The organism is Carboxylicivirga sp. (assembly GCF_982718395.1).
Window position 1 is genome coordinate 1 of the sequence record NZ_CEXQWX010000047.1, and the last position, 23,860, is coordinate 23,860.

The window sequence follows — 23,860 nt, forward strand, 5'->3', positions numbered from 1 at the left end:
AAGCAGTCAGATGGAATTTCATTTCTGCCGACTTTAAAGGGAGATTCATCACAGGAGGAACACCCATACATGTACTGGGAATTTAGGCAAGGAAAGCAACAATTCGTTAAAGGTAAGGCTGTTCGCATGGGTAATTGGAAAGCAGTTGTCAACTACCCAAGATCAAAAGCAGAGCAAAGTCAAGCAGGAGAAATAGAGCTATATGATTTGGGAAGAGATTTAGAAGAACAAAATAACGTTGCAGATCAGCATCCTGAAGTGGTTAAAAAGGCAAGGTTAATCATGAATAAAATGAAGCCGTATAGTTTTGAATAATATTAGAGTTCAGTTATGAAGAATGCAAAGAGTTTAATTGGAATAATTCTGTTTAGTCTGGCAATTAGTTATCAGGTATTGGCAAGAGAGAAATCAACGGGACCCAATATTGTATTAATCAATGTTGATGATCTGGGGTGGCGAGATGTTGGTTTTATGGGATCTGAATATTATGAAACACCAAACATCGACGCGTTAGCCAAAGAAGGGATGATATTCACAGATGCATATGCGGCAGCTGCGAATTGTGCCCCCAGCAGAGCCTGTTTAATGAGTGGACAATGGACACCCCGACATGGTATTTATACCGTTCAATCATCCGAGCGTGGAAAAAGTAAAGACCGGAAATTAATACCAACTCCAAATACAACGGTTATACCTGATGACATCATATTATTGCCACAGGTGCTCAAAAGTGCCGGCTATGCCACTTGCCATGCAGGAAAATGGCATTTAAATGACGATCCGACAACAAAAGGATTTGATGTTAATATTGGAGGTTGTCATGCTGGTAATCCCGGAAGTTATTATCCACCATATAAAAGTGTACCGCTTGATGCACCATCGGAAGATTATTACCTGACCAATCTGATAATGGATAAGACATTAGATTTTGTCAGTTCAACAGGGAAAACACCATTCTTTCTTTACTATTCGCCCTATGCAGTTCATACCCCCATTCAACCAGTAAAAGATCTATTGCCAAAATATGAAGGTAAACCAGAGTGGATGGGGCAAAATAATCCAAAGTATGCCACTATGATTGAGAATTTGGATAATCAAATTGGACGACTGGTTCAGAAATTAAAAGAAACGAACAATCTAAATAACACCCTTATCTTATTCATTTCGGATAATGGCGGTGTGTATAAAGTAACGAAGCAAAAACCATTGCGCGCAGGTAAAGGGGCTTATTATGAAGGAGGTATCCGTGAACCAATGTTTGCCTTTTGGAAAGGAAAGATTAAAGGTGGTACTAAATGCGATATTCCCGTTAGTAATCTTGATTTTTTTCCAACTATTTTAGATGCCGTTGATGTGAAGAATCCCAAAAATAAAATGTTTGATGGGCAATCGATATTAACATTATTAACTAATAAGGGAAGTCTAAAAGAACGTCCATTATTTTGGCATTTTCCAGTTTATCTGCAAGGTGGAAATGTTGAAACTCAAGATCCACTTTTTCGTTGCCGACCAGGATCTGCCGTTCGCTTAGGAGATTGGAAGCTGATTGAATATTTTGAAAATAATGACATTGAGCTTTATAACCTTAAAGAAGATATTGGGGAAAAAAATAATTTGGCTTCTACAAATCCCAAGAAAGTTAAAGAATTGCATAAACTTTTAAAGAATTGGAGAGAAGTGGTGAATGCACCAGTGCCAACAAAAGCGAACCCTGATTATGTATCAAATGGCAATTAATATGACTTAGTCTATACTGGTCAAAAAAACATAACCGAAAAGTCCACTGAATTATTTAATGAAATAGGTACTTTTGAGAATGATCTGAATTAATAGTTCAGTATTTGTGATTATAAAAAAAATATCAGGATTGTTATCTTTTGAAAAATACAAATCTATGAAGGTTAATTTCGTTTTATTAGTGTTATCGTTATTTATGGTGTCTTGCACCCTTAACGAAAGCCACTTATTGAAGTCACCAAATGAAGAATTACAGCTTGTAATTTCCGATTCAAATAATTTAGTTTCATTCTTCGTAATTCACCAACAGGATACAATCATCAATCACTCTGGAATTGGTCTGCAGGTAAATGGTACTAATTGCATGAATGGTACATCTGTTACGGAGGTGCAGCAAACTCAAATTGATGAAACCTGGAACACTGTTAATGGAAAACAACCTACCATTCGTAATCATTACAATGAATATCTTTTTGATGTTTCCGGTAAAGGGCAGCAGAAACTACATTATAAGTTAGCATTTCGTGTTTATGATGACGGTTTTGCATATCGTTATATCTTTCCATCAGAAGTTGTGAAAGACAGTATAATGATTGATAAAGAGTTGACAAAGTTAGATTTAAAAGGGGATTATACCTATTGGGCTTTTAATGGAGAGAAGCATAATGTTGGACCAATTAAAAGATCAGATAAACAGTTCAGGAAAATAAAAACGCCAGCTGTATTGCAGTTAGATAATGATAAGTTTATGGCTATACATGAGGCTGCAATCTTTGATTTTGCTCCTTTATCGCTTAATGCCTCTGACGATGATCAATCGTTAAAATTTAATATTGATTATACAAGTCGTAGTAATTCGTTTCAAACATCCTGGCGAACTTTTATTATTGGTAATCGTGTTGGTGATTTAGTTGAATCTAACCTGTTGGTTAATCTTAATGAACCTTGTAAAATAAAAGATGCTTCCTGGATCAAGCCTGGTAAATCACTTTGGGATTGGCGTGTATCTAGTTATCAAGCTGAGGATGGCTTTACCTACGGACTGAATACCAAATCACATAAAAGATTTATTGATTTTGCGTCAGAGAACAACATTCAGAATTTGTTAATAGATGCCGATTGGTATGGCTCTGAGTTTAGTGAGAGTTCTGACCCAACCAGTGCCATTGATGGTATTAATATAGAAGAATGCATGGCTTATGCAAAGGATAAGAATGTTGGTGTTATTCTTTATTTAAACGATGTAGGAGCAAAACGTTTTGGTTTAGAGCGCGTGTTGAAACAATTTTCAGAGTGGGGAGCTGTAGGAGTAAAGTATGGCTTTATGCGAGGCAATCCTGAAGAAAAGGTGAAGCATACCAGAAAGGTGGTTGAGTTGTGTGCTAAATATAAATTGCTTGTCGATTTTCATGACGGTCCTGTACCTCCAAGTGGTGATCGAAGAACCTATCCTAATTTGATTACTAAAGAATATGGGCATGCCCAGGCTGATGCTAAAAGCTCTAGCTATCCTGAAACAAGCGTTAACCATGCTTTAATTAACATGATAGCCGGGCCGTTAGATTTAACAAATGGATGGTTTGACTTAAATAATGCACATGCACGAACAAAGGTGTTTGAAGTATTACCAGGTACAGTTGCGGCTGAAGTGGCAAAATTAATAGTTGTTTATACGGGATGGATGGTTCTTCCGGATAGTCCGGAGGAATATGCCAAAAAAGATGATCTGTTTGAATGTGTTCGAAACATACCTCCGCAATTTGATGGTTTTAAGGTTTTGGATGCCGAATTAGATAAATATGTTTGCATTGTAAGAAAGGCGGGAGATGATTGGTTTATTGGTTCACTTACAAACCGTGAAGAAAGAACATTGGATATTAACCTGGACTTTCTTCCTGAAAACAGACAATATGAAGCTACTTTTTATGAAGATGCAGATGACTCACATTTTCTAAATAATAAGGAAGTATATAAAATTCGGAAGCAGAAAGTGAACTCTAAAACGAAGGTAAGCGTCGATTTATGTGAAGGAGGAGGGAATGCTATTCACTTACGTTTAATATCTGATCAATAATGTAAAAACACATATTCATTAAAGATTCTTTATAGGCTAGCCAATTTCTTTCAGTCAACAAATGTGCTTATTTTCAATTTAGTCAAACAAAAAAATAGAAGTTGATGTGGTAATGTTTTATAGGATAATTACTACTGATATTCATGAAGAATCATTTATGTTAACTTTTCTGTAAAAGTGGGGGTTGACATTAAATTGCTTAACTGCTAATTTTGGATTGCAATTATAAATTTGACATTCATAATTAACAATTAAAAGAGATAGGGAAATTGTTAGTTTATGATATTGTACGAAATAAATTTATAGATGGTCTTTAAACACTAGTCGGGTAACAATATTTTACTGTTCAGGTTAAGCAGTAATGATAATTATTTAGTATAATTAACAACCGATTAGTATCTACTTTAAAAAGTACTTCTTTTATTGATATTTTGGATGTTTGATCGGTATGTTATTAATTAAAATTAAGACACATGCTAAACAACCCTGCTCTTGATGTGGCAATTGGACTTGTATTCCTTTATGCCATTTATAGCTTATTTGCTACGACTTTAACCGAATTGATTGCTACCTGGATCAATTTACGAGGAAAGTATCTCTTAAATGGTATTAAAAGAATGCTTGATGATGATACAGGAAAGGTAATCGACTTACAAGGTGATAATAAGAATTTAAGTGAAAGTTTTTATGAACGGCCGGAAATACTTTACCTGGGAAGAAAATCTAAACGATTTAATCGAAACTTACCGTCATATATAAAGGCCAAGACCTTTTCCAAAAGTGTGCTGAATGTATTATTAAATAGTAAGCTAAGCACAGAATCCTTAGATGAATTAAAGAACAAATTAGATAGGAAAATACCTACACAGGCTTTTTTATATAATCTTATAGAGGAAGCAAATAATGATATCAATGCACTAAAAAGGTTATTGGAAGATTGGTTTAATGAAACCATGGATCGGGTAGCTGGTTGGTATAAAAAACGAATTCAACTTATTACATTTATCATTGGTGGTATTTTAGCATTTTCAATGAACGTTGATACAATAGCCATTGCTAAACAATTAAGTAGTGATGATAAGGCAAGAATTGAAATGCTCAATATGGCCACTAATTCAATAATGGCAATGAATGATGTTAGTGGTGCAGATGCTGAGTATAACGCCACGCTTGACAGTTTAAATGCTCAAATACAAACCTTGACTGAGCAATCTAAGATCACAAGGTCCATAATTGATGTTAAAAGACCGGCGTTTAAACTCGATAAAAAAGATTTTTGGCTAAGTGTTTTAGGTTGCTTACTTACTACCATTGCCTTATCTCTTGGCGCTTCTTTCTGGTTTGATTTACTAAACAGGTTGATTAAACTTCGGGGTACAGGTGCACAAGAAGAAACTAAGAAAAAAGAAACAGATACATAAGCGTCAGGTGTAGAAAACGGTAACAATCTATAGAGACCATATACTCATAGTTAGTGTCGTATAAGAATTTTTAGTTAAACCTAATGATAGACATATATGAATTTAATAAACATTTTGCCCGAATTACCTTTTCAAGGTAAAGTGCTAAAAGATACAACATTAAAATTGTATGATGATGTAAAATTCACTGATAATATAAAAGAAGAAGTTAGTGTAGTAGACAGTAAGTTGATTTTAAATATAGAGCCAACTGCCAGTATTAATACATATGTGATTAATGAACCAGATGATATAGAAAATGAAGAGTTATCAGATTTTTATTTAACAAGTAGTGAGCTTGCTAAGGAATTGCAAAACAGGGTTGTTGTTATGCACGCTATTAATGGTCGCTTAAATAGTAGTGCAGGCCTGCCAATTAAAGATATCTTGAGTTTTGATCTTGGACTAAATAAATCCATTTGGTTTAAATGGTATAAACCCTACGATAAGAATCTTACTGTAGGTGAAGCCTTAACCGATGAATTACAGAATTTTAAAACCTTAGTGACAGACTCAGATGAACAAAATTTCTGGGATAGACGGGAAATTAATGAAGCATTTTCTTATACATTTAATGGAGAGTTAGATTTTAATGTGACTGTCAACCTTGTTGAAGTATTAAGTATGGCTTTCGCACCTGTGTTCTCCTTGACCAGTGCCGGACAAAAAATCCCTTTTGAAATAGATCCTTCACTTAAAGTTGGTTTTAAAGTAGCCAAAAATGATGTTTTTGAATGTTTGATTCATAAAATCAAAAAAAATGAATGCCGCTTAAAGTTATTGAAAAAGAAAGTGTCTACAACTGGAGTGGCTTTGAGTGGTGGGCTGTCACTAAGTCTATTTAAAGCTGATCAGGATAAGATAAAAAAAGTAATAGATGAGTATTTTGAAAATTACCTTGGAGCCGCTGTTAGTGAAATTGATAAGGCGATTGAAAAGTATGATGCATTCGTTGATGATGAATTTCTTGGTGAGTTGATTGACAAAATTGATTTTGTCGGAGATAATATTGATAAACTAAAAGAGCACTATGAAGGATATAAGGAAAAAATAACCAAGTCGAAAGAAAGTGTTCTGAAGTTGGTGAGTGAAACAGTTCAACTGGGGTTGACCTATGAATATAAAAAGGTGATAGAGAAAGGGGTATTTATGGATGCTAACCTTTCGATTAATATGCTCAACAAGCATATTAAAGAAATAATAAAATTAGATGTCAGAAATATATTGGATGCAGCGCGTGAAGGTAAAAAAGGAATTACGGTAAACGAGTTTTTTACTGAAGAATTAAGAACTTTTGAGCGCCATTTTTCTATTGGTATATCATTTGGTAACTGGTCTTTAAAAACTTCAAATGAAGATGTTTATAGTATTGATAAAAAGTACTATGATCTTGAAGATAAGCGTACAGTAACCATATCATATTTGCATAAAAAGGAAAAGGTTAGAGGAAAGGAAAAATTGGCTTACCAAGTGTCCATGAATTGTGAAAGTAATGTACCTGATGATGACATTACTTATGAAGAGTTAGAATATGCCTTAACACTGACTACCGCCAAATTTGATGATAAAGTAAAAGGTAAAAAAGGCAGGCGCGATATGAAGGATTTAAACCTTTTATTAACTACAGCAGTGGCATGGGGCGGAATAGACACAGAGCAGATACAGAGCTATTCAAAAGATATTTGGAATAAGGTTTACGGTGATGAAAATGTAGGTTACGAATGTAAGTTGTCAATTCCGATTAATGCATTTGAGGATACATTGAATGCAGTTAGTCAGCATGTTTCCATTGAAACAATAGCAAATGCAATGGCTGTCGCTATATTGCCTGACAAAAAAATAAGAGAAAGCACCAGTGTTGAAGCACGACTTAGATTTTACCCAAGAGTTATTCGTAACAGGTTCAAAGGTATAGGAACTGAAGTAACACTTCAGGAAGATTATTATATGGAGAATTTTAAGAAGTGGGCTTTGCATGAAATTGATAGAGCCACTTATACTGTAGATAAAAATAGTCCATATATCGGAGGCGAAGATGTCGAAAAAGCAAGGGATATTGTTTTGGAATTGGTTGATTCAATTAAAGATCTGAATGATAATATCAAAACAGGTGCACAATTAGAAAACCACCAAAACCGAAAAAGTAAGACTGTATTGAATCGATTCTTTAAGCTGCTTAAGCGCATATCTAAAGATGACAGAGGATTTAGTCAAAGATGGTTTGGTCAGCTGATAATTGCAGCTCTGGAACATCATCAACCCGAGCTGTTAAATGAACTTGTAAGAACTCTGACAATTACTTATCAGGATAAATCAAAAGAGAAAGTAATGGTGATTGGTAACTAAGAGTAAGGGCTTAAAAAAAATATTATTCACTGTCTTAAATAATGCACTATGGAAATTAAAAATTTAATTAATGTACTTCCATGGCATAACAAACGCCGTTGGAACAAAAGGGCTGAAAACAGGATAGATAAAATTATTATCCATCAGGAATTGGGTGAAGGAACTATTGAGCAGGTCAATAAATATCATGTTGGTCCTAATCATATTTCGCAAAGAGGTTGTCCGCATTTTGCATATCATTTTGGTATTCGTAAAAATGGAGAAATTGTTCAGGCAAATGAATTTACAGACGTTACCTGGCATACTAAAGGGCAGAATAGTGTGGCAATTGGTATCATGCTGGTTGGTAATTTTAACGGACCAGGATATGATTTGGGAACATCCACACCTACCGCACAACAAATGCAGTCATTGGAACAACTGGTTAAATATCTACAGGCAAAGTACCATTTAACCAATCAGGAAGTTTATGGTCATTATCATTTTGGTAAGCGAGCCTGTCCAGGAGACGATGTAGGCCAATGGATAGAGAATTATAGAAATGATCTGTCGCAGCACCCTGAAATCAAAACAATACCCAGAACATTTGAAGAAATTCAAAAGCGATTGAATCATTTGGGATATGATTGTGGAGCAGTTGACGGAATTCCGGGACCAAGAACTTCTGCAGCCATTAGAGCCTTCCAGAGTGAATATGACCTGTTAGTTGATGGAGTTGTTGGACCTCAAACATGGAAGATGCTATTAGAATTAACGGTGCCAGCAGTGGTATAAATTATGGATATTTTGTTATCAGTTATTACTTTAATGGTATTTATTGAAATTAAGTTATCTCAAACATGACAGAATAAGCTGTAAACCAATTTACTTACTATAATTGTAAATGTAGACGTATCAATAAAGGGAGCCTAATTTTAGAAAGATTAGGCTCTTTTAATTGACCACTTAAAGCAAGTTTTGTTATGGTTTTGGTGGAATCATTTGAAGATCTGATAATATAGAACAACCATGTTTTATTATTTTATCTCGAGTTGTGTATATAGAGTAGCATCACTAGTCCTCCTCATCAAATAATTCACCATGGTTATTCTAACTTAATATATGTGGTGATTCGCGTTATGCACCATTAATAGCTAAAACTAAGCCATCCATTGGCAGATATTCCCAATTCAGATATTAATCTTAATAAACTAACTGGTTAGAACTTTAAATTGCTCAAGTCTGTGTGCATCTAATTAAATTCTTTCATAACTTGAGATAAACTTAAAATTCTAAACTGTTTGAGAATGATAAAAAACATTGCTGTTGTAGGTCTTGGCAAAGTTGGATCACTAGTTGCCATTTTATTAAACAAGTCATTTAAGGTTCATGGTTTCGATTCGCAGCCAATTACCAACACCTTTCCCTTCCAAAGTTCAATAATCGATATTTCTGATCATCAGTCAACAGTGAATCAACTTAAAGAATTTGACGCTGTTGTTTCATGTTTACCCTATAGGTATAATATTAATATTGCAAAAATAGCTCACCAGGCGGGGATCCATTATTTCGATTTAACCGAGGATATTAAAACGTCCGTTGAAATCAAAGAACTTTCTGAAACATCAAAGGGAATTATGGCCCCGCAATGCGGATTGGCACCAGGATATATCGCCATCGTTGGTTATGACCTTGTCAAAAAATTTGACAAACTTAGGGATGTGGAGTTAAGAGTGGGGGCATTACCGAGATATCCTAATGGACTATTAGGATATTCATTTAATTGGTCTCCGGCCGGGGTTATTAATGAATATATTGAGGATGCAGAGGTAATAGCCAATGGTAAAAGAAAATTTGTTTCCTCCTTAATGGGATTGGAAACCATTAATATCGAAGGGAGAGAGTATGAAGCATTTTATACAAGTGGAGGATTGGGTACCCTGTGCAAGACCTTAGATGGTAAAGTGGATACCTTGAATTATAAAACCATTCGCTATCCTGGTCATGCACGGTTAATGCGCTTTTTAATTACTGAACTAATCCTAAAAGATAAAAGAGATGAATTAGAAGAGATTCTAACAATTGCTAAACCACCGGTTAAAGAAGACATGGTTCATGTTTACGCCGCGGTTGAAGGCTGGCAGGGAGAAAAACTTTTCAGAGAGGAATTTTTCCATACATATTTGCCACAGGAAATTGATGGTAAGGAATATAGAGCTATTTCGTGGACCACTGCTTCCAGCGTGTGTAGTGTTATTGAATTGGTAAATAATGGAAAAACGCCTGATAAAGGTTATTTAAGGCAAGAAGACATTGACCTGGATGATTTCCTATCGACTACTTATGGACAATATTATAAAAATCAAATGTAATCATGGATATACTTAATAAAATATTAGATGGACTAATGACCCGCTATCGAGAACGGGTTTCAGATGTAAATAAAATTACACAGGCTCTCAAAGAAAGAGGTATCATTAATGATTTATCAGATATTGAAAATGACCATATTGCTTTTAGAACGATTGGGGTTCCACAATTAGGAATTCAATCGCTGGAGAAAATATTTTTATTTCATGGATACAGCGCACGAGAAGATTTTTATTTTGAGCACAAGAAACTAAATGCTCGTTGGTATGCACCTCCTGAAAATCATCTTCCAAGAATATTTATAAGTGAGTTGCGTGTTGAAGATTTTCCTGTCACTATTCAGGATACAATAAAGTCTTTTACAAACGAAGTAAAAGAGGATCCTGTAGATAAATTGGATTTAAATAATGCATCTGTAGTTGACCAGTTTTTACATTCTCCTCTTTGGAGAACACCAACATGGAAAGAATACAATAAACTGGCAGGGGTAAGTGAATATGCATCGTGGACCATTTACAACAAATACTATTTAAACCATTTCACGATTAGTGTGCACAACTTACCACAACCTTACGATACGTTAGAGAAGTTTAATGAGTTATTGATAGGAATTGGAATAAGCATGAATAATGCTGGTGGAATTATAAAAACCAGTAAAGATGGATTGTTAAAGCAAAGTTCTTCTGTTTCTCAAATGATTGATGCTACTTTTTCAGGCAATGAAATTCATAAAATATCAGGTAGTTATGTGGAGTTTGCCGAAAGAAAAATATTACCCCAATTTACTCACTTATCGAAAAATGAAATTGGGAGATCACATAGGAGGGACGGCTTTGAAACAGGAAATGCAGATAAAATATTTGAAAGCACATATTCAAGCCAAACCCGTAAAAACAAGAATTGACACTTTCTATTATTGAATAAAAAGCAAAGATTATGCTACAAGATATACTTAATCATTTTCAATTAGACAATGCCAATGAAGGATCATGGATTGGTAATACTCCAATACATTCTAATGGACCTTTGTTAGAAGTTTTTTCACCAGTTGATGGAGAGTTGATGTCTACAATAAAATGTACAGATAAAAATGCGTACACTCAAATTGTAGAAGAATCTAAGAGCGCATTCCAGGCTTGGCAAAGCATTCCGGCACCCAAACGTGGAGAGATTGTGCGACAATTTGGAGACAAACTAAGAGAAGAGAAAGAGCACTTGGGTAAACTGATAGCTTTTGAGATGGGCAAAAGCTTACAGGAAAGCTATGGAGAAGTTCAGGAGATGATTGATATATGTGATTTTGCAGTTGGCCTGTCGAGGCAATTATATGGACTAACCATGCAAAGTGAACGCCCCATGCATCGAATGTATGAGCAATGGCATCCATTGGGTGTGGTAGGTATTATCTCAGCATTTAATTTTCCGGTAGCCGTATGGAGTTGGAATAGCGCTATTGCCTGGGTATGTGGTAATGTATGTATCTGGAAAGCTTCAGAAAAAACACCTCTGACAGCTTTGGTGTGCCAGCAATTAATGGCAAATATTCTTGAAACGAATAAGTTATCTCAGGCAATCAGTTGCTTGGTAACTGGTGATAAAGAAGTTGGTGAATGGATGAGTTCAGATACGAATATTCCATTGATATCAGCTACCGGGTCTACACAAATGGGTAGAGCAGTAGCTCAAAATGTAGCAAAAAGATTTGGTAAGTCTTTACTCGAATTGGGAGGTAACAATGCAATGATAATCACTGAAAAAGCAGATTTAAATATTGCGATACCGGCTACATATTTTGGCGCTATTGGCACAACGGGTCAACGTTGCACCTCCACTCGACGATTAATTGTGCACGAATCGATTCTTGAGCATGTCATTGACAGATTAGTAAATGCATATAAACAGATCAATATTGGCAATCCACTGGATCCAAAAAATCACATGGGGCCATTGGTTGATGATATTGCTGTAGAGAATTATCTGAAAGGAATTGAGGAATGCAAAAAACAAGGTGGTCAATTTGTTATAGAAGGAGGAACTCTTCAGGTAAGCGATTTGGAAAAAGGATGTTATGTAACCCCTTCCATTGCGGTTGTAGATGCAAATCTGCCTATTCTTCAAAAGGAACTATTTGCTCCACTTCTCTACATAATTGCTTACAAGGAATTAAAGGAGGCAATCGAGTTGCAAAATAATGTTCCGCAAGGCTTATCTTCAACGATTATGACAATGAACATGCGGGAAGTCGAATACTTTCTTTCGCATAGCGGCAGTGATTGTGGTATTGCCAATGTGAATATTGGAACTTCAGGTGCTGAGATTGGAGGAGCTTTTGGCGGTGAAAAAGAAACAGGTGGAGGTAGAGAAAGTGGAAGTGATGCCTGGAAAAACTATATGCGTCGACAAACGGTAACAATCAATTATTCTGATGAGTTGCCGCTTTCACAAGGGATTAAATTTGAGATATAAAACATATTCTTATTATGACTTTTCTAGAGAAATCAATTAAATTTATTACTGTTTCTTATTATTCCATTATCAAGTAAAATCTATTAATATATATCCCGGCATGGCCATTTTTATACCATTTTGAAGGTGTCATTCCCATCATGTGCTTAAATTCTTTGATGAAATGTGCCTGGTCATAGTATCCAACCTCGTTAATAAGGTTACTCCAGGCAAAATATGGATTTACAGCTATATGTTTGCAGGTATTGTCAAACCTAATCAACTTAAGATAATCTTTAGGAGATATGCCAAGTTTATTATTGAAATAGCGGTTAAGCGTTCTGTAAGATAAACCCAATTTTTCTGCAAAGTTCGTAGCATTATAATTATTAGTTGGTATATCTGGATACGGAAAAGAAAACGAGTTGGACCCAACTTTTTCTTTTGAAAGAAACCTGTTTTTTAATATTTGATATAAAAAAGTGAATTTAGATAACCTGTTTTTAAAACTTTTCAACTTTTTTGTAGCTAACTGCAGGCAAGCTCCGAGTTGATCGTATGTCACCATAGAGTTTTTAAGCTGGAAAGGATAAACTCCAGTTAATGCTTTGATACCATCTGGAGTTAAGGCTACCGAGACTCCTTCGAAAAAATCACCTGAACTATGAAACTTCATAAAATGCGAATTAGAAGTCTGATACAAGCCAATTATTAAAGAATCATTAATTAATTGTTCATCTTTTTTAACGACAGTTATGTAACTTCTGTCACTCAGAATTATCCACTCTACTAAACCTATGGGGAAGGGCTTAAGCGAATATTTGCTGATTATTTCATTCAATCGAAAGAATACGATTCTTTTTACATACCTTCTTAGTTTGGTATCTATTGTAAATGAGGATACATCACCAACCATGATAGGGTCAGTTTGATCTTTAGTTTTTCCGTTTTTATTGGCTAATCTGATGCTTACGAAATCTTGATTAACCACAATTTCCTGATTCATAATGAATTGTTATGAGTGATTTGATCTTTTGGAAATCTATATATTCATTTAAATGATTAAATAAATCACTTGTAAATTGATCTGTTTAAGGTCATTTTTACTATAAAAGGCTGCGTAGCATCCACCTCTTAATGTCTTTTTATAATAAGATGTGATTGGGTTTAATGATGTAGACAGCTTTTTATCAATAATCACAAAGTTTGATAGTTAAATGGCTACTTAATGATGGAATGTCATCTATCTTATTGTCGATTACTTAAGACAAAACAAGTTTATGGTTATACATTGCAATTCCAGATTAAACGTAACAAGTAATTACCTTTAATTAGTATCCAATGGTCAGTGAAGTAGTCTCGACCAATTGCTTTATCCCGAAAGTTATTGTAGAAAGTTTGTAAAAACTTAGATGCAAGTTAAAGTAACTTTAGAAGAGTTTCAAGTAAAATAGACCGGGTGAATTATTAACAATTCATAGGTTGTGTCTGAAACTCATCAATAAAAACAAGTCGTTTATAGGAAGAACTTAATCATTTGTCACAATTATGGACTGATGGCAGATTTTTACAAGACACGGTATAGCAACACATTTAAATTACTGATAGAATTGGAATATAGTTATTCCTTCAGATATAAATAATGTAACTGAAGCGGCGGAGCATTACCTCTTTTTCAGAAATGATTCTAAAAGCGTTACAACTTATTATTAGGCAATTGAATGAATATATTGACTCGCAGGGTGGTCCTGTTGAAGTTGTGCTCGGAAATGTGGCAATGATAGATTCGCAACCGCAGATGAATCTTGAAAACAAAGTGATATTGAGTTTAGTCAATATTGAAGAAGAAAGCACACTCAAAAATAATTGGTCGTATAATAGAATAGACAATCGAGTTCAATACTCTGAGCCACCTGTATACCTTAATTTATATCTTTTGTTCTCGTCTAATCACCCGCAAGCCTATGATAATGCTGTACGCAGACTTTCAGATGTAATTAGCTTTTTTCAGAGCAGGAAAACATTCAATATTAATAATGCAAGTTCACTTCATGAAGAACTAAATGTGGAACATCACGAAGATCAAAGATTATCGCTGACGATTGAATTATATACGATGACCTTTGAGCAAATAAATCATCTTTGGGGCTCATTGGGAGGAAAGCAGATACCATTCGTTATGTACAAGGCAAGATTGGTTGAGATAAATACCAGCGCGGTTAAAAGTAGCAGAAGGTTAATTGAAGAAGTACATGGAAATTCGAATGTTAGTAATCAAAACCCCTGATGTTTAAAATCATATACAAATACTTGTTTGAAGTACAGGTTCTTCATGAATATTATATGGCTACAAATGATAGTGATAGTCTTTTTAGCCTTTCATCACAGGAACTGAATAGTATTATAAATACGAGGATTTCCCAAAACAAATTCAATATCTGGAATGATATAGCTATTGCTCCAACTGCTGAAACAGCGCGTATACTCGAAAAATACCATATGGTTTTTAAGCGAACAGCAACTGGCTTTTTTATAGGAATTGAAGTCTTACAAAAACAAAATAACTCTGGTAACATAGGTTTTTATCCTTTTATTGAAATATCCAAGGCTTTAGAATTGAATTTTGAAATGCGAATAGTAAATGCAGATTTCAAGAATATTTCAAACTTCAGGTTACGCAGAATATTTACATCTACATATTTCTTTAATAATTACCTCGATTTAAACAGTAAAGCTTTTCCCGCATTATCCTTACCAGTCAATGAATATAACTCCAATAAAACTTATGAAATGGGGGAGTTGGCGACAATAGGAGGAACTCTTAAACAGGCATTGAGAAATACGGATAATCCCTTTAGTCAGAACTGGCAGGAGATAGATGATGTAGGGGTAGTTAACGAAGCTGATAGTATTCTGTTACCCCATGTTTTTACTTACACCTTTCCGGCTGGAAGTGTTGGCACATCTGCGAGTTTCACATTAAAGCAACTGGATGGAACAACAGTAAAAAATCTTAGTTTCTCAGGAAGTCAACCCCTGAAGAATGCTCAATTAGATTTCAGGCATACAAACAATATTACCGGGGATGCAATAATAAAGAACGGTATATATCAATTGGATATTACTTCTGCATCAGGTTCAACAACAACCAGGAAAGTAATTCTTAATGATAAGCTGTATAATATGTCATCACTTGGCATAATATCAATTAATACTGGTGTTAATACGCCTCTTTTTCAGGTATTCAAATCTGATGGTTCAATTGATGCTTCTCGCAATAATGCTGATGGAACAACTCACCCAAAGTTTGAAATCAGGTTTAAAAACAGGATGACTTATTGGCGCTACCGTTCAACACAAAATAAAAAACTGGAAGTAACTCCCGTTTCCAATAATTTCCTTGAGGAATCTGGTAAAAACTTGCATACCAGGAGTGCAATGCCAATGCGAGCTCTACCTTCGGAATTTATCTATACAGATACTGCAACCGGACAGGAAGAAAGTGTTTATTTGCCCGGACCGGCAAACCCCTCATTTATCCTTGATGTCGATGGCAGGGTCTTTTCTGAAATATACACATCAAAAATTGATGGTCTTATCAAAGAGAATTAACCTCAATTAAATTTTTACTGTTATGCAAAAGAGCTACAAAACACCTGGAGTTTATATTGAAGAGATTCCTAAGCTCCCACCTTCTATTGCCTCGGTAGAGACGGCCATTCCGGCCTTCATTGGATATACCGAAAAGGCGCAACACCGCGAACCAGATGATCTGCTCTTGAAACCACACCGTATTACCTCCATGTTAGAGTATGAGAACTTTTTTGGATTTCCACAGCCAGAAGAGAAAATAACAGTTACTATAGACACAAACCAAACTCCAATTGATGTTCAGGGTAAAAATACCGATCCATCAAAATATTTAATGTATTACAGCCTGCAAATGTTTTTCATTAATGGAGGAGGCCCGTGCTACATCGTTTCTGTAGGCGACTATTCTGGTGCCGGGGTGATAGATATGGCAACCTTAAAAAAAGGTTTGGATGAAATAGAGAAAGAAAATGAAGTAACACTGATTGTTTTTCCTGATGGATTAAATATGAGTTCTTCAGGAGATTATTATACACTGCATAAAGAAGCTATGCAGCAGTGTGAAAAGCTCAAAGACAGGTTTACTGTCATGGACGTTTGGATGAATCCGGCACAAGGAACCTTGTTAAGTGAAAACATAACAGCACTGCGGAATTTCGATTTTGGTCCGATTACAACCCGGAAATACGGAGCAGTGTATTACCCAAGAATCTTCTCCCGCTTAGATTATTATTACAAAGATGATTATTCTAAAGTGACCGTTAAAGGAATTGGCGATTCAAGTCTCGATGGCACGCTTGAAGAACTGAAAACGAAAGATAATGCATTGTTTTTCAGATCAAAGGCTGCTATTAATGCAATAGAAATGTTACTACCCGCATCTTCGGCAATTTTAGGTAAATATGCAGAAACAGATAATACCAGGGGAGTTTGGAAAGCTCCGGCAAATATTGGTATCGACTATGCGGTACGGCCGGAATTTAAAATTACTCATGAAGAACAAGCCAACCTGAATGTTGATTCGCAAGCTGGTAAATCCATAAATGTAATTCGCAGCTTTCCGGGAAGGGGTTCAGCACTTATTTGGGGAGCACGTACACTCGCCGGAAACGATAATGAGTGGCGATATATTTCAGTACGACGATTCTTTAATATGGCCGAAGAATCCATTAAAAATGCTACCGAACAGTTTGTTTTTGAGCCAAACGACCGCAATACATGGGTTAGGGTAAAAGCCATGATAGAGAACTATTTGACTCAGCAATGGAAGGCAGGCGCCTTAATGGGAGCAAGTACAGAGGAAGCCTATTTTGTACATGTCGGACTGGGAGAAACAATGGTAGAACTTGATATTTGGGAAGGAAGGATGATCATTGAGATAGGCCTTGCAGTTGTAAGACCTGCAGAGTTTATTATTCTGAGGTTTATGCACAAAATGCTTTCCGAAACTTAATCATCAAACAAAGAGAAAATTTTAAAAACTGATTGATATGGTACAATCACAAGCAAAACAGGAACCCCAATATACTCTGGATACGGAATGTCTCGAAAAGGATGCACCAACGCATATCACCATCAAAACTGAGCGAAGTGAATATTGCGATTATTTGTATGAGAAGTACGGGGTAGTAAAAAAATGGGAAGGGAGTTATGCTGCACTCAAGGAAGTATACAAGGAGAAAAAATGCCTCTTTGTGAGTGTAGAGAAGAACTACCGAATTCTAAGAAACTTTAACATTACCATAGGCTCCGAGTTTATTCAGACCAATGAAACGATAAAGGAAAACATAGGAGATTACCTTAAAAAGAGTAACGACTTGTATACTACATTGCAAACAATTTGCACAGAAATTGGTACGTTGAAATCTAAAATGAAGGTTTTACGCGAACAGGCTTGTAAATTGGAGGCATGTCGCGATGATAGTTGTAATAAGACACAATGGGAAATCCTTTCCGGAGAGCAGTCTGCACTTGATGAAAACAGCAAATCAAGAACAACTTATCCGACCAGTTGTACAGATACAAAGAAATTCTTCAATAAGCTGATTTGCATGCCTAAATCATTAGCAAAAGATGCCGACTCATTGTTCAAATCTTCTGCTGATGTTAAGGGTATTCATGTATTTACAAATCTTGGAACTTTGGAACCCATGCGTGTGAAACTTGCTGAATTGGCTATAAAGCTGAATAATCATATGCAGGATTCAATGAAACTTCGCGAGACAGATTTAAAAACAGTAGAGGAAGATTTAACAAAAACTATTAAGGAAAGTGCTAAATCGAATGTATCTCGTTTCAGTTCACGCAGTGATTTCGAAGGTGTGAAAAAAGCATTAAACATTATGTGTTGCATCGAAAGTAAATGTGACTGCATAAAGGATGTACAATGTGAATCACCTAATGATGATGCTCAAAGACTGGCTGAATGTGAAGCCAAAATATGTGATATATGCGGAAAAGTAAAAACCGTTTATTGTCCCGAAAAGAATCCGCAGCAACGGCGGCAGGAGACACAACAGGAAGCGTAAATTAAATAAAACCGACTATTATGAGCATGTTAATTGAAGATAAATATACGCTAATTGAGGAGATTGAAGAGCAATTAAAAGACTGTTGCGCAGAAGATATTCCTTCTGATCCTTCATCCAGCGATTGCTGCTACGAAGATTGGAAAAAGAAGCTACGTGAAGTAAAAGCAGAATTTGAACAGGTGTGCGAAGAAGCCCGTTTAGCAGAGGAAGAGTTAAAGGCTGTTACCAACCGTCGTGACAGGTTGTACAAATGGTTGCAGGAACTTGAAGTTGCAGATGAGATGGCACATATGGCCTGTAATCAAATCGGCCAGCTTATTAATCAGTTGGAGGACCTGAATGATAGTACTAAATGGTCAACAGAGGCAATAAGGATTCTATACTGTATGCTTAAAGATTTCTATCTTCAGATTGATGAGATAAAAGTTAAATACGATTATATAATCAATTGTATTAAATGTCTTGACCATCCAGTATTTGAATCAGATAAGGGTTTGCTCAAATGTCTGGATGATTATTACCTGGCTTTGGATGAAGTCATTAAAACCAGGGACAGTCTGTTAAAGAATATCCTGAAGGCTATCAGTCTGGTAAATCAGTTATTTATGAATGTTGGTGATGATTACGGACTAAGGCAAATTCTTGGCTACTGGAAATCAATCTTTAATTGTGCAGAGGTTCATGATCATGAAGATAAGGATGATGAGGTACTTCAAAAGAGACCAAAACAACAACATCCAAGGCCAGATGATAAGGATAGATGTGAAATTTCTCCAAAATTGAGCTTACCTATTTGTGAGGATGATTATTACGAGAAGCTTGAAAAGCTTTACAAGGAAGATAAGGATAAAGTGAAAATACTTACCCGAAGACTTGCCCGAAAAACCAAGAAGAAGGAAAAACTTCAGGCTTGCAAAAAAAGTTTGGAAGATGCAATGAAGGAAGTAGACCCTAAAAACAGATGCAATACCTGATTAATTAACATTTAAAATTAAAGCTATGGCTGACGATCCAAAAAAGAACTATCCATTACCGAAGTTTAACTTTCAGGTCGACTGGGGTGGTGCAAGGATAGGTTTCACCGAAGTGAGCGGTCTTGATTTCGAAACCGAAGTAATCGAGTACCGAGAAGGCAGTAGTAAAACATATAACAAAACAAAACAACCCGGTTTGACTAAATATGCAAATGTGACGCTAAAGCGCGGGACTTTCCTTGGTGATTTCGAATATTTCCAATTGTGGAAGAAAACATTGATGTTTCAGGAAGGAAAAGAGAAATTTCGCCGGGATATCAGTATAAAAATGCTCGACGAAGAGTATCAGCCGATCATTACCTGGACACTTACCCGTGCATGGCCTGTTAAGGTTCAGTCAACTGATTTAAAAGCAGATGGAAATGAAGTTGCTATTGAAACCATGGAACTGGCTCATGAAGGCTTAAGCATAACAGAAGCTAAACCTTAATTATCTGATGGCTAAAAAGATTGATCCGTATTTTCAGAATGTTAATTTTCATTTCGCAGTGGACCTCGGTAAAGAGGCCAATTCGGAAGATGTTCGATTTCAATCTGTCTCAGGTCTTGACTCAACATTAGAAACAGAGACCATCAAGGAAGGTGGAGTGAATGGTTTTGAGCATGTCGTTCCTGTTAGAAGAAAATACGGACCTTTAATCCTCAAAAGAGGGGTAATGATACCCTCCAAATCGGGTATTACCAAATGGTTGAAACAGGTGTTCGATCATGAGAAAGTTGAACCTATTCCGATTGTTACAATCAGGTTATTAGATGAGGAACAGCAACCAATTATGTTTTGGCAGCTTGAGAACGTGTGGCCAAGAAGTTGGAAAATGGGTGACCTGGATGCAATGCGAGGAGAAGTACTTATTGAAACATTGGAACTTAATTATAATCGACTAATATTAACCTAGTAATTATGCCCATAGAAATCAGGGAGCTTATAATAAAAACTCATGTTGAGAATGAGCATAATACAGAGTCATTTACCAGTGCTGAAAGTCCGGGTGCTGTAGAAAATATTACTGATACGGAAATGATTATTAAGATATGTGTTGAAAGGGTATTGGAGATTTTGAAAGAAAAAGATGTCAGATAAAAGTCTTACAAAACTTATTATTCATCCTTATAAAGATCGAAGCTTTAAACAGGAAGATAAAGCTGCAAAGTTTACCATTCCTGTTAATCCTGAATCATTAAAGAAAAATTGTAAAATTGAACTTGAAAACCGGAAAGCCCATGGCACCGGTGCAAACAAGCCAAAGTTCAATTCAAAAGGTAATGAGGATGTTCAATTCGATTTCACCCTTGATGGAACAAAAACCATTGCTGGTTATGACAAAGAGCTGAAAGAAAAACCGGTGCAGGAGCAATTAGACAAGTTTCTGAAATGTGTATACGATATTGCCGGAGAAATTCATAAGCCACGTTTTCTGATTTTGCATTGGGGAAAAGATTTTAAGTTTCCTTGTCAGCTATCAAGCTTGAATATAAACTACACGCTATTCGATTCAGATGGTTCACCACTGAGAATTAAAATTAGTACAACCTTTGTAAGTTATATTACACCTGAATCAAGCACAGCAGTAAACAGGCTAAGTTCTCCTGACTTGTCGCACTATCGCGTAATAGGTTCTTCAGACCGAATTGACAATCTGTCTCATAAAATCTATAATAATCCAAATTACCTGTTGCAAATCGCCCGTGTAAACGGCCTGACCAGTTTCCGCAGGTTAAAAGTCGGTACATCAATGACTTTTCCTCCACTTGATAAGAACAATAAGTAATGGCAGACATTCTTGTACCTAATAATTCCGTTCATGACGTTGTCAGCTTTGAGTTGTTTATTAATGATTCAGCAGTTAGCGATGTTTTTGAACTATTGTCAATTTCAGTTCTGAAAGAAATAAACCGGGTTCCCATTGCTAAAATTGTAATCAGGGACGGGGATCCTTCCGAAAGAACCTTTGAAAGCAGTGATGGAAATAACTTTATTCCTGGCAATCAGATTAGAATAGATATTGGGCGTGATGGAGAAAATGAAACTGTATTTACTGGGGTTATTGTCAGGCATGCCGTAAGAATAAGAGAAAACGGACACAGCGAATTATTTCTCGAATGTCAGGATTCTGCAGTGCAAATGACTCTGGGTAAGAAAAGTAAGTACTTTATTGACGTAACTGACAGCCAGGTTTTTGACGAACTGGTAGGAGCATATACCAATCTGAGTGTTGACTCGGAATCAACTGAGTTGAATCATCCGGAACTGGTTCAGCATTTAGTGAGCGATTGGGATTTTCTTCTTATGCGGGCTGAAGCAAATGGATTATTAGTTTCTGTTAATGATAGTGAAATAAAGGTATTCAAACCTGAAACATCTGAGAATCATGTTTTGGAAGTTGCGTATGGTTCGTCAATTCTGGAATTTGAAGCAGAAATGGATACCCGAAATCAATGGTCAGAAGTTCAGGCTAAATCATGGGATTATAACAACCAGGAATTATTTTCTGCTGAGACAGATTCAGCAGAATTCACAGAGCACGGAAACATTGAAGCATCAGCATTAGCTGAATCAAATAATTTAGAGAGCTTCGATTTGAATCATAGCGGTTTTCTGCCAGAGCAAGAATTGCAGCAATGGGTAGATGGCGTCATGCTTCGTAGCAGACTTGCAAAAATCAGGGGACATGTAAGTATTGATGGTTTTTCGGCGATTTTGCCAGGCAACATGATTAAATTAACAGGTGTAGGTGAGCGCTTTGAGGGAAATGCATTTGTTACTGCTGTCAAACATGAGCTTGGATTAGGAAATTGGATTACAAAGGTACAGTTTGGACTAGATCCCAGGCGTTATACATATCTGTTTAAGGATGTGAATGACCTTCCCGCATCAGGGTTAATCGGCTGCATTCATGGCTTGCAAATTGGAAAGGTTGTTAAACTCCAGGATGATCCTGACGGACAGGATAGGATACTGGTAAAAGTTCCTGTAATAGATGAAAATGCGGAAGGTATCTGGATGAGAGTAGCAAGTCTGGATGCTGGAGAAAACCGCGGAGCATTCTTTAGACCCGAAATCGATGATGAGGTAATCGTTGGATTTATAAATGCTGATCCTCGTGATGCAGTTGTATTGGGAATGTTACATAGTAGCGCTAAACCAGCTCCAATTGTTGCAGAAGATGATAATCACGTTAAGGGTTTTACAACCCGAAGTGAGATGCACCTTGAGTTTAATGACGATACAAAAACCATTACAATTGATACACCCGCAGGAAATCATATTATTTTAGATGAAGACGGTACCAAAATCGAAATTAAGGACCAAAATGATAATTCTGTGCTTCTCGATTCGAATGGAATTACCGTTGACAGTCCGATGGAAATCAAGGTGAAGGCCGGCACTAATATAAATATGGAAGCAACAGCTGAATTTAAGATAAAAGGCGCTTCAGTTTCAATACAGGCAGATGCAAATCTGGATTTAAAGGGAGCACTTATAAAGTCAGCTGCCGATGGAATAAATGAAATCTCTGGTTCACTGGTAAAAATAAACTGAATAACATGCCTGCTGCTGCCAGATTAACTGATATGCATACATGCCCCATGGTTACTGCATTGGTTCCTCATGTGGGTGGTCCAATTACGGGCCCGGGAGCTCCAACTGTTTTAATTGGCAACATACCCGCCGCTGTCGTAGGTGATCTTGTTACATGTGTCGGACCACCTGATACAATTGTGAAAGGTTCAGCAACTGTTTTAATTGGTGGTAAACCTGCAGCACGTATGGGAGATTTAACAGCTCACGGCGGAGTAATCGTCGCAGGGCTTCCTACGGTTGAGATTGGAGGATAAAAAAGTAAAAATGGCAAATAGAATAAATTCATTTTTAGGAACCGGATGGTCATTTCCACCAGAATTTGATGCTGAATCAGGTACGGTCGATCTCGTGAGTGATATTCAGGATATTGAACAGAGTTTGCATATTCTTTTATCAACCAGCTTGGGAGAGAGGGTGATGCAGCCTGATTATGGATGTAATTTAAAAGATTATCTATTTGAACCAATGAACAGCTCCACCATTGGTTATATAAAAGACAGGGTGGGGAATGCAATTTTATTTTATGAACCTAGAATTATTGCAGAGAAAATTGAGGTTACTGCTGCCGATTCCTTCGATCTGATAGAAGGAAAATTCACCATTACTATTGAATACACGATACCAGAGACTAATTCCAGATTTAACTACGTATATGACTTTTATAGCACTGAAGCAATAGGTGGAATATAGGTCAGACAAGTTCTCGCATA

The 23,860-nt window shown here is 36.2% G+C and carries 21 protein-coding genes and 1 pseudogene; 21 read left to right on the forward strand and 1 reads right to left on the reverse strand.

Annotated elements, in window-relative coordinates; translation table 11 throughout:
* The 9 genes and pseudogenes from AC4MRQ_RS10685 to amaB all read left to right on the forward strand — a co-directional run.
* Positions 1-315 (forward strand): annotated as a pseudogene (locus AC4MRQ_RS10685) (hypothetical protein); the annotation flags it as partial.
* A 15-nt stretch (positions 316-330) separates the two neighbouring features.
* Positions 331-1,737 carry a sulfatase gene (locus tag AC4MRQ_RS10690; protein ID WP_491197665.1) on the forward strand — a complete coding sequence of 469 codons (1,407 nt, stop codon included), beginning with the start codon at positions 331-333 and terminating at the stop codon, positions 1,735-1,737.
* A 157-nt stretch (positions 1,738-1,894) separates the two neighbouring features.
* Positions 1,895-3,811 (forward strand): glycoside hydrolase family 97 protein, encoded by a 1,917-nt coding sequence (locus AC4MRQ_RS10695; RefSeq protein ID WP_491197666.1) that lies wholly within the window; start codon positions 1,895-1,897, stop codon positions 3,809-3,811.
* 473 nt (positions 3,812-4,284) lie between these two features.
* On the forward strand, positions 4,285-5,232 hold the full coding sequence (locus AC4MRQ_RS10700) for a hypothetical protein (protein WP_491197667.1): 948 nt from the start codon (positions 4,285-4,287) through the stop codon (positions 5,230-5,232).
* Between the two features lie 96 nt (positions 5,233-5,328).
* On the forward strand, positions 5,329-7,617 hold the full coding sequence (locus AC4MRQ_RS10705; protein WP_491197668.1) for a hypothetical protein: 2,289 nt from the start codon (positions 5,329-5,331) through the stop codon (positions 7,615-7,617).
* A gap of 48 nt (positions 7,618-7,665) precedes the next feature.
* Positions 7,666-8,391, forward strand: coding sequence for a peptidoglycan recognition protein family protein (locus AC4MRQ_RS10710; protein WP_491197669.1), 726 nt, complete (start codon positions 7,666-7,668; stop codon positions 8,389-8,391).
* A gap of 512 nt (positions 8,392-8,903) precedes the next feature.
* Entirely contained in the window at positions 8,904-9,968 is a 1,065-nt protein-coding gene (locus tag AC4MRQ_RS10715) for a saccharopine dehydrogenase family protein (protein ID WP_491197670.1), read from the forward strand.
* Between the two features lie 2 nt (positions 9,969-9,970).
* A complete protein-coding gene (locus tag AC4MRQ_RS10720; protein WP_491197671.1) occupies positions 9,971-10,870 on the forward strand; it encodes a DUF1338 domain-containing protein in 900 nt (299 codons plus the stop codon).
* 32 nt (positions 10,871-10,902) lie between these two features.
* Entirely contained in the window at positions 10,903-12,432 is a 1,530-nt protein-coding gene (gene amaB, locus AC4MRQ_RS10725) for an L-piperidine-6-carboxylate dehydrogenase (RefSeq protein ID WP_491197672.1), read from the forward strand.
* 58 nt (positions 12,433-12,490) lie between these two features.
* On the opposite strand, the gene AC4MRQ_RS10730 is transcribed toward amaB, so the two are convergent.
* Complete coding sequence (locus tag AC4MRQ_RS10730) at positions 12,491-13,417, reverse strand: helix-turn-helix domain-containing protein (protein WP_491197673.1); 927 nt, start codon at positions 13,415-13,417, stop codon at positions 12,491-12,493.
* A gap of 675 nt (positions 13,418-14,092) precedes the next feature.
* On the opposite strand from AC4MRQ_RS10730, the gene AC4MRQ_RS10735 reads away from it, so the two are divergent.
* The 12 genes from AC4MRQ_RS10735 to AC4MRQ_RS10790 are packed head-to-tail and all read left to right on the forward strand — an operon-like array spanning position 14,093 to position 23,840.
* Positions 14,093-14,698 (forward strand): Pvc16 family protein, encoded by a 606-nt coding sequence (locus AC4MRQ_RS10735; RefSeq protein WP_491197674.1) that lies wholly within the window; start codon positions 14,093-14,095, stop codon positions 14,696-14,698.
* Positions 14,698-16,023, forward strand: coding sequence for a hypothetical protein (locus AC4MRQ_RS10740; protein ID WP_491197675.1), 1,326 nt, complete (start codon positions 14,698-14,700; stop codon positions 16,021-16,023). The genes AC4MRQ_RS10735 and AC4MRQ_RS10740 overlap by 1 nt, the downstream gene beginning before the upstream one ends.
* Before the next feature lie 22 nt (positions 16,024-16,045).
* Complete coding sequence (locus AC4MRQ_RS10745) at positions 16,046-17,455, forward strand: phage tail sheath family protein (RefSeq protein WP_491197676.1); 1,410 nt, start codon at positions 16,046-16,048, stop codon at positions 17,453-17,455.
* 37 nt (positions 17,456-17,492) lie between these two features.
* Positions 17,493-18,530: a hypothetical protein gene (locus tag AC4MRQ_RS10750; RefSeq protein WP_491197677.1), complete on the forward strand. Its 1,038-nt coding sequence runs from the start codon at positions 17,493-17,495 to the stop codon at positions 18,528-18,530.
* A gap of 20 nt (positions 18,531-18,550) precedes the next feature.
* On the forward strand, positions 18,551-19,507 hold the full coding sequence (locus tag AC4MRQ_RS10755; protein WP_491197678.1) for a hypothetical protein: 957 nt from the start codon (positions 18,551-18,553) through the stop codon (positions 19,505-19,507).
* A gap of 25 nt (positions 19,508-19,532) precedes the next feature.
* Positions 19,533-19,997 carry a phage tail protein gene (locus tag AC4MRQ_RS10760; RefSeq protein ID WP_491197679.1) on the forward strand — a complete coding sequence of 155 codons (465 nt, stop codon included), beginning with the start codon at positions 19,533-19,535 and terminating at the stop codon, positions 19,995-19,997.
* Between the two features lie 7 nt (positions 19,998-20,004).
* Positions 20,005-20,463 (forward strand): phage tail protein, encoded by a 459-nt coding sequence (locus AC4MRQ_RS10765; protein WP_491197680.1) that lies wholly within the window; start codon positions 20,005-20,007, stop codon positions 20,461-20,463.
* 5 nt (positions 20,464-20,468) lie between these two features.
* Positions 20,469-20,648: a DUF5908 family protein gene (locus tag AC4MRQ_RS10770; RefSeq protein ID WP_491197681.1), complete on the forward strand. Its 180-nt coding sequence runs from the start codon at positions 20,469-20,471 to the stop codon at positions 20,646-20,648.
* The gene (locus tag AC4MRQ_RS10775; RefSeq protein ID WP_491197682.1) at positions 20,638-21,336 is read left to right on the forward strand and encodes a CIS tube protein; all 699 of its coding nucleotides are present in this window, start codon (positions 20,638-20,640) and stop codon (positions 21,334-21,336) included. Before AC4MRQ_RS10770 ends, AC4MRQ_RS10775 begins: the two co-directional genes overlap by 11 nt.
* Complete coding sequence (gene vgrG / locus AC4MRQ_RS10780) at positions 21,336-23,108, forward strand: type VI secretion system tip protein VgrG (protein ID WP_491197683.1); 1,773 nt, start codon at positions 21,336-21,338, stop codon at positions 23,106-23,108. The genes AC4MRQ_RS10775 and vgrG overlap by 1 nt, the downstream gene beginning before the upstream one ends.
* Positions 23,109-23,113: 5 nt before the next feature.
* A complete protein-coding gene (locus tag AC4MRQ_RS10785) occupies positions 23,114-23,404 on the forward strand; it encodes a PAAR domain-containing protein (protein ID WP_491197684.1) in 291 nt (96 codons plus the stop codon).
* Positions 23,405-23,414: 10 nt separating this feature from the next.
* Positions 23,415-23,840 carry a GPW/gp25 family protein gene (locus AC4MRQ_RS10790; RefSeq protein ID WP_491197685.1) on the forward strand — a complete coding sequence of 142 codons (426 nt, stop codon included), beginning with the start codon at positions 23,415-23,417 and terminating at the stop codon, positions 23,838-23,840.
* Positions 23,841-23,860 lie beyond the last annotated feature (20 nt).